Raw genomic sequence first — 13294 nt, forward strand, 5'->3', positions numbered from 1 at the left:
TGATTCACGATGAACCTCACTCATCCACGGCGCGCTTGTTGACGCGCAGGTACACGACGGCGAACAGCAGCGACACCACGATGAGGATGTTGCTGACCGCGGCGCCGGTGCCGAAGGAGAACTCCTGGAACGAGCGTCGGTAGGAGTCGGTGGCCAGGGTCTGGGTCGCGTTGGCGGGTCCGCCGCCGGTGAGGCCCAGGATGATGTCGAGCACCTTGAGGGTGTAGATCACGCCGAGCACGAGGACGACGCTGACCACGGGCCGCAGGTTGGGCCACGTGATGTGCCAGAACGCCTTGGCGCCGGTGGCGCCGTCGAGGGCGCCGGCCTCGTAGAGCTCGTCGGGGATGTTCTGCAGCCCGGAGTACAGCAGCGTCATGTTGAACGGGATGCCCACCCAGACGTTCACCAGGACGACGGCGATGAGCGCGACGTCGGGGCTGGTGAGCCAGTGGACCGGCGCGATGCCGATCGAGCCCAGCGCTGCGTTGAGGACGCCGCCGTCCTGGTCGAGGATCCACTTCCACACCGCGGTGCCCGCGATCATCGGCAGCAGCCAGGGCAGCAGGAGCAGGGACCGCAGCACGTTCCCCAGCGGGAACCGCCGCTTGAAGAACAGGGCGAACAGGAGCCCGATGACGAACTGGCCGACGATCGAGCCGACGGTGAACAGCGCCGTGTTGAGCACGGTCGTGCGGAACAGGCTGCTCGTGACGACCTCGACGTAGTTGTCGAGCCCGACCCACGGCGCCTCGCCCGAGACGAAGGTCCGCACGGTGTAGTCCTGCGACCCCATCACGAGGTTCTTGACGATCGGGTACCCGAAGAACACGAGCACGTACGCGATCGCGGGCACGAGGAAGAGCCACTGGGCGGTCCGTTCCCGCATGCGGGCGCGCCTGCGCGGGCGGTCGGCACCCGGTCGGGGCGCGACGACGGGCGTCGGGCCGGCGAGGGTGGTGGTCATCGTCGATCCTTCCTCGGTGACGACGCGCGCGACGTCGGCGTGCGCATCAGTGCTCCGTCGCCCGCTCGAGGGCTTCCGCGGGAGGCTCGCTCCCGGTCAGCGCGAGCTGCTGGGCGGTGTAGATCTGGGTGGCGGCGCCGGGCCAGTCCGGCCCGAGCAGCGCGGTGCGCGACCGGGCGGTCTGCACGGTGTCGACGAACGTCGCCACGACCGGGTTCTCGGCAGCCGCCTCGGCGGCGACCTCGGTGTCCGACGGGACGGCGCCCCGGCCGGTGGCCATGGCGAGCTGGTGCTCGCCGCGGGTCACGCAGGCGACGAAGTCGCCGGCCTTCGCCATCTTGTGGGGGTTCCCGGTGCGCGGGACGGTGAACGCCTCGCCGCCGAGCGGCGCCTCGAGCGTGTCACCCGCCTCCGGGACGGGCAGCGGGACGGCGGCGTAGTCGAGGCCCTCGGCGGCCTCCAGCGCGGGCATGTTCCAGGGCCCGTTGACCATCATGGCGGCCTTGCCCGCGATGAACTGGTCGTTGACGTCGTTCTGCGACCAGTTGACGACGCTCGACGACGCGTACCCGTCCTGCACGAGGCCGTCGACGAAGGAGAGCGCCTCGACCGCCTCGGGCGACGTGAGGTCGTCCTCGTCCGCCCCGTTGCTCCACAGGTAGGGCAGGAACTGCCAGGTGCCCTCGAACGTGTTGGCAGCGCTGAACGCGAGGCCGTAGCGCCCGTCGGTGGTCAGCGCCTCGGCCGCCGCACGGAGCTCGTCCCAGGTGGTGGGCGGCTCGATCCCCGCCTCGGCGAGCGCGTCGACGTCGTAGAACAGACCGACCGTGTTGACGACGGGCGCGATGCCGTACAGGTCGCCGTCGTAGGTGCCCGCGTCGACGACGCCCTGCGGGAACCCCTCGCCCGTGATGCCGTAGTCGGTCAGCGGGCTGAGCGCGCCGGACGACGCGATCTGCTGCACGTCGGGGTTGTCGAGCATGAGGACGTCGGGGAGCGTGTCGGACGACGCCTGCTGCAGCACGGTCGCGATGAGCCCGGAGCCCGCCACGTGGTTGGCCTGCACCTTCATGCCGACCTCGGCGGCGCAGGCGTCGTAGACCTCCTGGTAGACGGGCGCGCTGGTGTCGGACAGCGTGTCGGTCACGACGAGCGTGCCGTCGTCCGCACGGGCACCGCCGCTGCAGGCTGACAGCCCCAGGACGACGACGGCGGCCGACGCCGCGCCGACGGCGGTGTGGGTTCGTCGCACAGTCGTAGCTCCTTCGCTCGGTTCACGTGACGGCGAGGTTAGGCACGACCCGGCGAGGCTGTCAAAGCGCTTTACCAATCTCGTCCGGCTGTGTGATCATCGATCCGCAGCACCGTTCCCGAGCCCTGTTCCCGACCTGTTCCCGATCTGTTCCCGACGTGAGGAGTGCCCCGTGGTGACCATGCAGGACGTGGCCGACCGGGCCGGCGTCTCCCTGACGACCGTGTCGTTCGTCGTCAACGGGACCAAGCGCGTCGCCCCGGCGACGCGCGCCCGCGTCGAGGACGCGATGGCCGACCTGGGGTACCGGCGCAACGTGCTCGCCCGGGCTCTGGCGAGCCGCCGCAGCCACATCGTGGCGCTGGTCTTCCCCGCCCTGCAGCACCGCCTCGGCAGCACCGCGCTGAGCATCGTCACCGCCGCCGCGAGCGCCGCGACCGAGCGCGGCTTCAACGTGGTGCTGTGGCCGGTCGACGACGTCGCCCAGCTCGACGACTACCTGTCCGGCGGGCTCGTCGACGGCGTCCTGCTCATGGAGGTCACCGCCGACGACCCGCGCGTCGCGCTGCTCGCCGAGCGCGAGGTGCCCTTCGGGCTGATCGGCCGGACCGAGGACCCGACCGGGCTGTCGTACGTCGACATGGACTTCGCCGGCATGGTCGCCACCGGTCTCGACCACCTCACCGACCTCGGGCACCGCCGCGTGGCCCTGGTCCTCGGCGAGCCGGGCGGCCCCTCCGGCCCCGCGTGGTCGGGGTACGGGCCGGTCGTCCGCACCGAGCAGGCGTACCTGGCCGAGGCGGCGCGCCGTGGCCTCGACCCGCTCGTCGTCCGCGCCGCCCAGGACCCGCGCTCCGGACGGCGGGCCGCCACCGCCCTGGCCGCCGACCACCCCGACGTCACGGCGGTCCTCGTCCTCAACGAGGCGGCCCTCTCCGGGTTCGTGAACGGGCTCGGCGCGGCCGGCCGCGCCGTCCCGGGCGACGTCTCCGTCCTCGCGCTCGCGACGTCCGCGGCCGACCTCGCGACGGCGGACCCCGCCGTCAGCGCCGTCGTCGCGCCCGGCGCCGAGCTCGGCTCCCGCAGCGTCCAGGACCTCGTCGACCGTCTCGCCGACCCGTCCGCCGCCCCCACCCACGACCTCCTGCCCGGCACGCTCCAGCTCGTCGGCTCCACCGCCGACGCCCGCTGACGCCCGCCGGCGCCCCGCACCACCCGCACCACGGAAGGCCCTCCCCCCATGAAGTTCACCGACGGTTTCTGGCACGCCCGCCCCGGCGTCGCGATCCACTACGCCCGCGAGGTGGACCGGGTCGCCGCCGACGGCGCGAGCCTGCGCTCCGTCGCGCCGACCAAGGTCGTGCGGCACCGCGGCGACACCCTGAACAACCCGGTCATCACGACCACGGTGTCGTCGCCGATGGAGAACGTCGTGCGGGTGCAGCACGTCCACCACAAGGGTCGCCAGGAGCCCCGCCGCTTCGAGCTGGACCTGCTCGACGGCGTCGGCGAGGCCAAGGTCGTCGACGGCCAGGGCACGCTCACCACCGGCGACCTCAACGTGCAGCTGTCCGTCGGGAAGTCCTGGGAGCTGTCGTTCCACGCCGGCGGGCGTCGCCTCACCGGGTCGAGCGGCAAGTCGGCCGCGTGGGCCGACGTCGCGCCCGACGCCTCCGTCGACCACGGCCCGATCGAGCTGCGCCGCGACGGGCGCACCAGCTACGTGTTCGACCAGCTCGACCTGGGCGTGGGCGAGCTCGTCTACGGCCTGGGCGAGCGCTTCGGCCCGGTGGTGAAGAACGGCCAGACGGTCGACATCTGGAACTACGACGGCGGCACGTCGAGCGAGCAGGCGTACAAGAACGTGCCGTTCTACCTGACCACCGGCGGGTACGGCGTGTTCGTCAACGACCCCGGCCACGTCTCGTTCGAGGTGGGCTCCGAGGCCGTCGAGCGGGTGCAGTTCTCGGTGCTCGGCGAGGCCCTCGACTACTTCGTCGTCTACGGGCCGGACCCGAAGACGATCCTCCAGCGCTACACCGCGCTCACAGGCCGCCCCGCCGAGATCCCCGCCTGGACGTACGGGCTGTGGCTGTCCACGAGCTTCACCACGGACTACGACGAGGCCACGGTCAACTCGTTCATCGACGGGATGGCCGAGCGGGACATCCCGCTGAGCCTGTTCCACTTCGACTGCTTCTGGATGCGCGAGTTCAACTGGTGCGACTTCGAGTGGGACGAGCGCACCTTCCCCGACCCGGAGGGCATGCTGGCCCGTCTCCACGACCGCGACCTGCGGGTGTGCGTGTGGATCAACCCGTACATCGCCCAGCAGTCGCCCCTCTTCGACGAGGGCATGGCGGCCGGCTACCTGGTGAGGCGTCGGGACGGCTCGGTCTGGCAGTGGGACCGCTGGCAGGGCGGCATGGCCCTGGTGGACTTCACCAACCCGGATGCCGCCTCCTGGTACAAGGACAAGCTGCGCGTGCTCGTGCGCCAGGGCGTCGACGCGTTCAAGACCGACTTCGGCGAGCGGATCCCGGTGGACGTCGAGTACTTCGACGGATCCGACCCGGAGCGGATGCACAACTACTACACGCACCTGTACAACGAGGCGGTGCACGAGGTGCTCGCCGAGGAGCGCGGCACCGGCGAGGCCGTGCTGTTCGCCCGGTCGGCCACCGCCGGTGGGCAGCAGTTCCCGGTGCACTGGGGCGGCGACTCCACGGCGTCGTACGTGTCGATGGCCGAGTCGCTGCGCGGCGGCCTGTCGCTCGCGTACAGCGGGTTCGGGTACTGGAGCCACGACATCGGCGGCTTCGAGATGACGCCGGACGCCGGCGTGTTCAAGCGCTGGACGGCGTTCGGCCTGTTCTCCAGCCACAGCCGCATGCACGGCAGCGGGTCCTACCGCGTGCCGTGGATGTTCGGCGAGGACGAGTCCGACCCGACGAGCGCCGTCGCCGTGACCCGCACGTTCGCGCGGTTCAAGAACCGGCTCGCGCCCTACCTCGTCGCCACGGGGCACGAGGCCCACCGGTCGGGCACGCCGATGATGCGGCCCATGCTGCTGGAGTTCCCGGAGGACCCCGCGGTGCCGCACCTGGACCGCCAGTACATGCTCGGGTCCGACCTGCTCGTGGCGCCGGTGTTCAACGCCGAGGGCGACGTCGACCTCTACCTGCCCGACGGCGAGTGGGCCGGCCTCCTCACCGGCGAGCGCGTCGCCGGCGGCCGCTGGGTGCGGGAGAACCACGGCTTCGACTCGCTGCCGGTCTACGTCCGCACCGGCGGCGTCGTCCCGCTGAGCGCCCACGAGGAGCGCCCGGACGCCGATCACCTCGACGGGCTGACGCTGCTCGTGCACCCCGGCGCCGACGGCTGGTCGCGGCGCGTCGAGGTCGACGGCGCCGACGGCGAGGCCGTGGCGTTCACCGTCCGGCGCGACGGCGACGAGGTCGTCGTCGAGTCGGCGCTCGCGGCGGGCTGGTCGGTCGAGGTCGTGGGCGGCGCCCGCGCCGAGGCCGCGGACGGCACCGCGCGGGTCGCGGCATGAGCGGCGCGACGGCGGGCCCCGGCGTGAGCGTCGCCCGCCCGGCCCCGCTGCCGGGCTGGCTGCCGGACGCCGTGGCGGCGGCCGGCGCCCGACTGGTCCCGCCCGGTCCGGAGACGGATGGCCTGCTCTGGTTCGGCGGCGACCTCGCCGACCTGCGGGCGGCGCTGGCGTCCGCGCCGGGCACCCGCTGGGTCCAGCTCCCGTCGGCCGGGGTCGACGCGTACGCCGACGGCGGGCTGCTCGAGGCGCCCGGCATCACCTGGACCTCCGCGAAAGGATCTTTCGCCCGCCCCGTGGCCGAGCACGCCCTCGCGCTGACCCTGGCGCTGCTCCGGCACCTGCCGGAGCGCGCCCGCGCCCGCTCGTGGGGCAGGTCCGCCGGGACGTCCCTGTTCGGGGCCGACGTGCTCGTCCTCGGCGCAGGCGGCATCGCCCGGATGTACCTCGACCTGCTCGCGCCGTTCGGCACGCGCACCGTCGTCGTCCGCCGTCGGGCCGAGCCGGTGCCCGGCGCCGAGCGGACCGTCACCACGGAGCACCTGGGCGCGGAGCTCGCCCGGGCGGACGTCGTCATGGTCGCCGCGGCGCTGACCACGCAGACCCGCGCGCTGCTGGGCGCCGAGGAGCTGGCCGCCTTGAAGCCCGGCGCCGTGCTCGTGAACATCGCGCGCGGCGGGCTCGTCGACACCGACGCCCTCGTCGCCGCCCTGGCCTCCGGCCGGCTCGGCGGCGCGGCGCTGGACGTCACCGACCCCGAGCCCCTGCCCGACGGCCACCCGCTGTGGGACCTGCCGACCGCGCTGATCACCCCGCACACGGCGGACACCGCCGAGATGGTCGCGCCGCTGCTGCGCGCACGGGTCGAGGAGAACCTCCGCCGCTTCGTCGCGGGCGGCACGCTCGAGGGCGTCGTCGACCCCGCCGCCGGGTACTGACATGGCCGGAGCGGTCCCGGGCGACGTGCGCGGCGTCGTCGTCATGGGCGTCGCAGGCTGCGGCAAGTCGACGGTCGGGTGGCTCCTCGCTGCCCGCCTGGGCCTGCAGTTCGTGGACGCCGACGACCTGCACCCGCCGTCGAACGTCGCGAAGATGTCGGCGGGGACCCCGCTCACCGACGACGACCGGCGCCCCTGGCTCGCCCGCGTCGCGGAGGTGCTCCGCGGCGGCGACGACGGCGCACCGGCGGTCGTGGCCTGCTCGGCCCTGCGCCGGTCGTACCGGGACATCCTGCGGGCCGGCGCGGGCGGCGACGTCGCGTTCGTCCACCTGCACGGCGACCGCGACCTGCTCGCGCGGCGCATCGCGGCGCGCGCGGACCACTTCATGCCGCCGGCGCTCCTGGACTCGCAGCTCGCCACGCTCGAGCCCCTGGGCTCCGACGAGACCGGCGTGATGGTCGACGTCGACCAGACCGTTGACCGCGCCGTCGACGTCGTCGCGGGCTGGTTCAGCCGCCCAGGGGTGCCCTGAGAGGGTCTCCCGGGGCGGGCCGCCGGCATCTACGGTGGGCACGCACCATCGACCGAGGAGAACTCTTTGCGCACCGTCAACGCCTACGCCGCCCCGTCCGCGACCGAGCCGCTGGTCCCCACGACCATCGAGCGTCGCGACGTCGGCCCGAAGGACGTCCTGATCGCCATCCGCTACGCGGGGATCTGCCACTCCGACATCCACACCGTGCGCGGCGACTGGGGCCCGATCACCTACCCGCAGGTCGTCGGCCACGAGATCGTCGGCGAGGTCGTCGAAATCGGCCCCGCCGTCACGAAGCACGCCGTGGGCGACCGCGTCGGCGTCGGCTGCATGGTGAACTCGTGCCGCGAGTGCGAGAACTGCCTCGCCGGCATGGAGAACTACTGCCTCGCGGGCAACACCGGCACGTACGCCGCCGTGGACCGCGACGGCACCATCACCCAGGGCGGCTACTCGACGCACGTCGTCGTCGACGAGGACTTCGTGCTCCGCGTCCCCGCCGCCATCGACTACGCCGCTGCGGCGCCCCTGCTCTGCGCCGGCATCACCACCTACTCGCCGCTCGCGCACTGGAACGCCGGCCCCGGCAAGCAGGTCGCGGTCGTCGGCATGGGCGGCCTCGGCCACATGGCCGTCAAGATCGCCGCCGCGATGGGCGCCGAGGTCACCGTGCTCTCGCGCACCCTGGCGAAGAAGGACGACGGCCTCGCCTTCGGCGCGACCGACTACTACGCGACCGACGACGCCGCCACGTTCGAGGCGCTCGCCAACCGCTTCGACCTCATCGTCAACACCGTCAGCGCGCCGCTCGACCTCAACCAGTACCTGCGGCTGCTGCGCCTCGACGGCACCATGGTCAACGTCGGCGCCCCGCCGGAGCCGCTGCCCATCCAGGTGTTCTCGCTGTTCAACAACCGCCGGTCGTTCGCCGGCTCCAGCATCGGCTCCATCGCCGAGACCCAGGAGATGCTCGACTTCTGCGCCGAGCACGGCATCGCGCCGGAGACCGAGCTCATCGGCGCCGACCAGATCAACGACGCCTACGAGCGCGTGCTGTCCAGCGACGTGCGCTACCGGTTCGTCATCGACACGGCGACCCTGTAGCGACATCGGCGCTCGCCCCCTTCAGTCCGACCGGGTCGCCTCTGGCTGCTCGAGCCCGCGGAAGGGGGCGAGCGCCTCCTCGTAGGCGGGCTTCATGCCCGCGCGCACCACCGTCGCGCCGTACTCCAGGGTGATCGAGGCCGCCGAGAGGTCCAGCTCCTCGGCCTCGTCGAGGCCGTCGCCGGTCGGGTCGAGGGACGCGTCCTGGAGATCGAGGCTGATCCACCGGTAGCCGTCGGCGGCCACGGCCGACCACCACCAGCACCCGCCGCCGACGACGTTGCAGAACCGCTCGTGGTGCTCCTTCCGCCAGGCCGGGTCGTCCGCCATCGCCCCGGACTCGTGCTCGAGCACCAACGGCCCCAGCCCGGCCTCCTCCGTCACCCGGCTCGCGGCGTCGACGATCGCTCGCCACCGCTCCAGGTCAGGCACCCGGTCGCTGCTGAGCCGGCAGCAGTTCACCGTCGTCAGCAGGGGCTCTCCCCCGTACCCGTTGCCCTCCACCGGGTACCAGTCCTCGTCGTCGAACCAGGACTCCTCCGTACGCTGCGGCACCAGTGGCGTCCCCGCCGCCTCCTCCACCGCGTCGCGGAGGTCGTTCACCAGCTGCCTGGCGGGGGCTTCCAGCTCCGCCTGGTCCGGGGCGTCGAGCATCGCCTCGGCGTCCGACCCCTCGGCGGCCGGGTAGTCCTTCCAGTCCACCGTGACGGTCTGGCCGTTCGCGTCCGTGTACGTCGTCGTCGGGGACGGCCCCATCTCGAGCACGCTGCACCCGGCCAGCAGCGCCGACGTGACCAGCACCAGGACCACCGGGAGACGCCGCCACATCCGCGAAGTCTGTCACCGCGGGCGGCGTCGCCGGCCCAGGGGCGTGGGTGAAAGCGGCCGTGCGTCCGACGCCGGGGCGACGCTCCGTCAGCCTGTCCGCTCGACGCCGGCGCTCGCGCGCTGCTGCGCCATGCGGCGCAGCGTGAGCAGCACGGGGTCGGTGAGCAGGGTGCCGACGACGACCTGCCGCACGGCCCCGGCACGGTCCGCGGGCACGGAGGCGACATCGGCGGCGGCCACGGTGTCCGCCGCCTCGGCGAGGGCCGCGAGGTGGGCGTCCGTCAGGTCGATGCCGGCGGCGTCCGCGGCCCGGAGCTGGCCCGCCAGACGCGCGACGAGCGGGTCGTCGTCGGCGCACCACTCCCGGGCCGCGACCAGCGCGGCCGCGCGGGCCGCCCAGTGATCGCGCTCATCGGAGGCCGGCTCACCCTGCTCGGCGCGGTCCTGCGGGCGTCCGTCCTCCCGCGCGAGCATGACGTGCTGCGCCGCCCCGAGGAGCTCGTGCCGGCTGGCCGGCGGGTCGTCCAGCACGGCGAGCACCTCGCGCACCGCGCCCAGCGTCAGGCCGGCGGACTCGGTGAGAGCACGGACGAGCCGCACCCGCTCGACGTGCGACATGTCGTACACGGCCTGGGTGCGGGCGGTAGCCGTGCCCGCGTGTAGCAGCCCCTCCCGCACGTAGAACTTCAGCGTCGCGACCGGGACACCGGTCCGTTCCGCGAGACCCGAGATGCGCATGCTCCTCCGTCCGTACCTCTTGACTTTGGAGAGTAGCACTATCCAATATTGGAGAGTTCCACTATCCGTTCGAGTGGCGGTTCCCATGAGCACGCTGACGACCCACCAGCACGAGGGCGGCCTCGCCGTCTTCCTCATCGGCGCGCGAGTGGTCAAGCCCTGGCGCCCCGACGCCTGGCTCCCCGCGTTCGCCGCGATGGGACCGATGCTCGCCGAGCTCGGTCGCGACCCCGACGCCGGGCTGCTCCACGCGCGCACTACGATCGACGCCGACCTGCGCGGCGTCACCGTCGTGCAGTACTGGCGCAGCATCGACGACATCTACCGCTACGCCAACGCCGACGAGCGACGGCACCGGCCCGCCTGGCTCGCCTTCTATCGCCGTGCGCACCGCGTGCCCGGCGCCGTCCAGGTCTGGCACGAGTCGTACGCCGTCCCCGCCGGGCACCACGAGAGCCTCTACGCCGACGCTCCCCGACCCTTCGGCCTCGCCCGAGCCGCGGGCAGCATCCCCGCGTCCCGCCGCGGCCGCACCGCACGCGAGCGGCTGAAGAGCCCCGTCACGTCGGCATAGGCGGCCGGCGGGTACGGTCCCGGCCCTACTCCCCCGCGCCGCTCCGCTGCGCGATCGAGACCAGGTGGGCGTGGGCGTACTCGCACACCAGCGCGTGCCGGTAGACGAGCTGCGGGACGTCCACGTTCGTGTCCATCCAGAGGCTCAGGGCGCCCATCTTCCAGTGCTCGAACGTCTCGTCGGCGGTCAGCACGGCGAGGATGCTCAGGAAGGAGTCGTCGAACCGCAGCGAGTGGATCGCGCGACGGAACTCCTCCAGGTTCAGCGCGATGCAGAACGGGATGTTCATCAGGCACAGCGCCGTCTGGATGTCGAGGCGCAGCAGACGGGGGCGACGACGTTCGGGGTCGAGGTCCGGCACGTCCAGCTGGGCGAAGTCGAGTCGCTCGGGCGCCGTGATGTCGATCCCCTCGAGCGCGATGAGCACGTCGTAGACGTTGACGTCGTGCTCGACGACCGCGTTGTCGCCCAGCCCGGACAGCGTCGTCGGGCGCAGCGTGACCGGCTCGATGGCGGCCGGGGTGTTGCGGATGATGAAGTTCACCAGGTTGGTCTCCACCACGAAGTGGCGGATCAGCAGCTCGACGGCGTCCGGCGACACGAACCGGCGCAGGAACCACAGGCACAGCGCGTCCATGGTCGCGAGGGTCATCCACCTGCCGGGGAACACCCGCTTCACGACCGAGAGCACCGCCACCAGCACGCGGGAGACGATCCGCGCGATCGGGTACAGCAGCCGCCGGGAGGGGCGCTGCTGGTCCTCGATGATCATCCGCACCAGCGGCTTGTCGAGCGGGACCGAGGGGTCGGCGTAGATCGCCTCCCACATGCTCGGGTCGGACCTCACGGGCATCAGATCTCGTCCAGCTCGGTGAGCTGCATGACGTAGAGCCGGGCCACCACCCGCGCGCAGGTGACGATGGCGTCGGCCGCGTCGTCGTCGATCCGGTCGGACGTGAGGATGGCGTCGAGGGTGCCGGTGTGCTCGGCGTCGGCGTCCTGGTGGTAGGCCATGAAGTGCACCTGGTTGTCCGCCAGCCCGAGCACCTCCTGGAACCGCCGGGCCCACACGCCGGCCTTCTGCGCGCCGAGCCCCTCGATGATGAACATCGCGCCGAGGCACCCGACCGGGTTCGGCCTGCTCGCCTCGTGGAACATGTAGCCGGACAGCGCCTGCGACCCGAGGTTCTTCCGGCCTGCGCGCAGCGCCTCGAGAGAGCCACCGACGGCGACGTAGTCGCGCTCCAGGAGCAGGTGGTCGCGGTGCTCCTCCAGCGCGTGCGAGATAGCGGCCGAGCGCAGGTCGAAGTGGTCCATGTCGAAGTTCGACGCCGCCCGCGCGATCCACAGCGACCCGTCGACCACCTGCTGGCGCAGGTTGTGCAGCAGGCGCTGGTAGTCCGCCACCGTCACGTCGCCGGCGTCGAGCGCCCGCAGGATCGGCACGTCGGCCAGCCGGGCCTCGAAGTCCGTCCAGACGTCGGAGAGCCGGGCAAGCAGCCCGGCGGCCCGGTCCGGCTGGGGCGGGCGGTAGCCCTCGACGGTCTCGGCGCTGACCTGGGTACTGGCCTCGGTGCTGATCCCGGTGCTGGTCATCTGGTGCTCCTTCGCGGTGCGACGACGGTCAGGTGGGCGAAGCCGAACGAGAACCGTCCGGACTCGGGGACGGCGAGGAGGATCGTGTCGCCCGGCGCGAAGCGCCCGGTGCGCCACGCCTCCTCCAGCGCGATGAAGATGCTCGCGGCGCCGGTGTTGCCGCACGTCTCCAGGTTGGAGAACCAGCGGCTCGTGTCCATGCCGGGGACGCGCGCGCTCAGCGCGTCGAAGACGACGTCGCGGAAGGCGTTGGTGCTGTAGTGGCAGAGCACGTGGTCGAGCTTCTTGAGGTCGATCAGGCCGCGGTCCACGAACTCCTCGAACTGCGCCAGCCCGGCGGCGGCGAGCTCGTCGAGCACGGCCGTCTCCTGCCGGATCTGCAGCAGGCCGGCCTTCTCGGCGGTGGCCACGTCGTCGTAGTCCTGCCACGTACGGCCCGCGACGGCGGTGGGCCCGTCGAGGCCGGCACGCATGCAGACCTCGTGCTCGTGCGCGAGCGAGACCTGCCGGACCCAGTCCACCCGCAGCGACGGCTTGTCGGGGCGCGGCTGGAACTCCACGATCGCCGCGCCCGCGCCGTCGGACAGCATCCACCGCAGGAAGTGCGCGTCCAGGTGGTCCTCGACGCCCTCAAAACGCCGCTGGTGCAGCCAACGGCTGGACAGCTCCGAGCCCACGACGGCGGCCCGCGGGTGGTCGCCGAGCCGCACCTTGCTCACCGCCGCGTCGAGCGCCGCGATGCTCGACGCGCACACGCCGCTCGCCGTCAGCACCTGCATCGGGCCGCCGCCCAGCCGTCCGTGCACCATCGACGCGAAGCCCGGCACCAGCAGGTCCCCCTGCGTCGTGGCGCAGGCGAGCATGCCCAGGTCCGCGGCGGTGATCCCCCGGTCGGCGAGCGCATCCTCGATCGCATGCACCGCAAGCTCCTCGTTCAGCTCGGTGGTGCGGCCCTCGTCGTCCAACGCGTAGTACCGCTGCCGGATGCCGTTGGCCCGCTGGATGCGGGCACGCAGGCCGTCAGTGCGCTTGTCCACACCACCGAGCCGGCGCGCCACGTCCTCGTTGGCTACCGGTTCGCCGGGCAGGTACCGGCCCAGGCCGGTCAAGTACGCGGTCGCTGGCATGGGGGTATTCAGCCACACCTGGGCGTCCGCGTCATCAGGTCAGATCACACCAACGTGATCTCGTTCGACGCCGCCGGGT

Annotated in this window: 13 protein-coding genes; 6 read left to right on the forward strand and 7 right to left on the reverse strand. The window is 72.5% G+C overall.

From position 1 onward, the window contains the following. Positions 1-16: 16 nt before the first annotated feature. Both ACFQ8E_RS09170 and ACFQ8E_RS09175 read right to left on the reverse strand, forming a co-directional pair. A complete protein-coding gene (locus ACFQ8E_RS09170; protein ID WP_430550258.1) occupies positions 17-967 on the reverse strand; it encodes a carbohydrate ABC transporter permease in 951 nt (316 codons plus the stop codon). Between the two features lie 46 nt (positions 968-1013). Next, complete coding sequence (locus ACFQ8E_RS09175; RefSeq protein ID WP_430550259.1) at positions 1014-2219, reverse strand: extracellular solute-binding protein; 1206 nt, start codon at positions 2217-2219, stop codon at positions 1014-1016. 181 nt (positions 2220-2400) lie between these two features. Between ACFQ8E_RS09175 and ACFQ8E_RS09180 the strand changes: the two genes are divergently transcribed. From ACFQ8E_RS09180 to ACFQ8E_RS09200, 5 genes are all read left to right on the forward strand, one after another. Further along, positions 2401-3411 carry a LacI family DNA-binding transcriptional regulator gene (locus ACFQ8E_RS09180; RefSeq protein WP_430550382.1) on the forward strand — a complete coding sequence of 337 codons (1011 nt, stop codon included), beginning with the start codon at positions 2401-2403 and terminating at the stop codon, positions 3409-3411. A gap of 48 nt (positions 3412-3459) precedes the next feature. Continuing rightward, a complete protein-coding gene (gene yicI, locus ACFQ8E_RS09185) occupies positions 3460-5775 on the forward strand; it encodes an alpha-xylosidase (protein ID WP_430550260.1) in 2316 nt (771 codons plus the stop codon). Further along, the gene (locus tag ACFQ8E_RS09190; RefSeq protein WP_430550261.1) at positions 5772-6710 is read left to right on the forward strand and encodes an NAD(P)-dependent oxidoreductase; all 939 of its coding nucleotides are present in this window, start codon (positions 5772-5774) and stop codon (positions 6708-6710) included. Before yicI ends, ACFQ8E_RS09190 begins: the two co-directional genes overlap by 4 nt. Before the next feature lies 1 nt (position 6711). Further along, a complete protein-coding gene (locus tag ACFQ8E_RS09195; protein WP_430550262.1) occupies positions 6712-7245 on the forward strand; it encodes a gluconokinase in 534 nt (177 codons plus the stop codon). A gap of 66 nt (positions 7246-7311) precedes the next feature. Then, positions 7312-8352: an NAD(P)-dependent alcohol dehydrogenase gene (locus ACFQ8E_RS09200; RefSeq protein WP_430550263.1), complete on the forward strand. Its 1041-nt coding sequence runs from the start codon at positions 7312-7314 to the stop codon at positions 8350-8352. Between the two features lie 21 nt (positions 8353-8373). Here the strand turns inward: ACFQ8E_RS09200 and ACFQ8E_RS09205 are convergent, their stop codons facing one another. Continuing rightward, the gene (locus tag ACFQ8E_RS09205; RefSeq protein ID WP_430550264.1) at positions 8374-9180 is read right to left on the reverse strand and encodes a hypothetical protein; all 807 of its coding nucleotides are present in this window, start codon (positions 9178-9180) and stop codon (positions 8374-8376) included. Between the two features lie 87 nt (positions 9181-9267). Continuing rightward, on the reverse strand, positions 9268-9918 hold the full coding sequence (locus ACFQ8E_RS09210) for a MerR family transcriptional regulator (RefSeq protein WP_430550265.1): 651 nt from the start codon (positions 9916-9918) through the stop codon (positions 9268-9270). A gap of 85 nt (positions 9919-10003) precedes the next feature. Here ACFQ8E_RS09210 and ACFQ8E_RS09215 point away from each other — a divergent pair, with 85 nt between their 5' ends. Further along, positions 10004-10492 carry a DUF4188 domain-containing protein gene (locus ACFQ8E_RS09215; RefSeq protein WP_430550266.1) on the forward strand — a complete coding sequence of 163 codons (489 nt, stop codon included), beginning with the start codon at positions 10004-10006 and terminating at the stop codon, positions 10490-10492. A 25-nt stretch (positions 10493-10517) separates the two neighbouring features. Here the strand turns inward: ACFQ8E_RS09215 and ACFQ8E_RS09220 are convergent, their stop codons facing one another. The 3 genes from ACFQ8E_RS09220 to ACFQ8E_RS09230 are packed head-to-tail and all read right to left on the reverse strand — an operon-like array spanning position 10518 to position 13215. Continuing rightward, the gene (locus ACFQ8E_RS09220) at positions 10518-11345 is read right to left on the reverse strand and encodes a DUF6999 family protein (RefSeq protein ID WP_430550267.1); all 828 of its coding nucleotides are present in this window, start codon (positions 11343-11345) and stop codon (positions 10518-10520) included. Beyond that, positions 11345-12088, reverse strand: a complete 744-nt coding sequence (locus ACFQ8E_RS09225) for an iron-containing redox enzyme family protein (RefSeq protein ID WP_430550268.1) — start codon at positions 12086-12088, stop codon at positions 11345-11347. The genes ACFQ8E_RS09220 and ACFQ8E_RS09225 overlap by 1 nt, the downstream gene beginning before the upstream one ends. After that, positions 12085-13215: a 3-oxoacyl-[acyl-carrier-protein] synthase III C-terminal domain-containing protein gene (locus tag ACFQ8E_RS09230; protein WP_430550269.1), complete on the reverse strand. Its 1131-nt coding sequence runs from the start codon at positions 13213-13215 to the stop codon at positions 12085-12087. Before ACFQ8E_RS09230 ends, ACFQ8E_RS09225 begins: the two co-directional genes overlap by 4 nt. Positions 13216-13294: the final 79 nt, after the last annotated feature.

It is taken from the genome of Isoptericola sp. NPDC056573 (assembly GCF_042793335.1).
Classification (GTDB): domain Bacteria; phylum Actinomycetota; class Actinomycetes; order Actinomycetales; family Cellulomonadaceae; genus Isoptericola.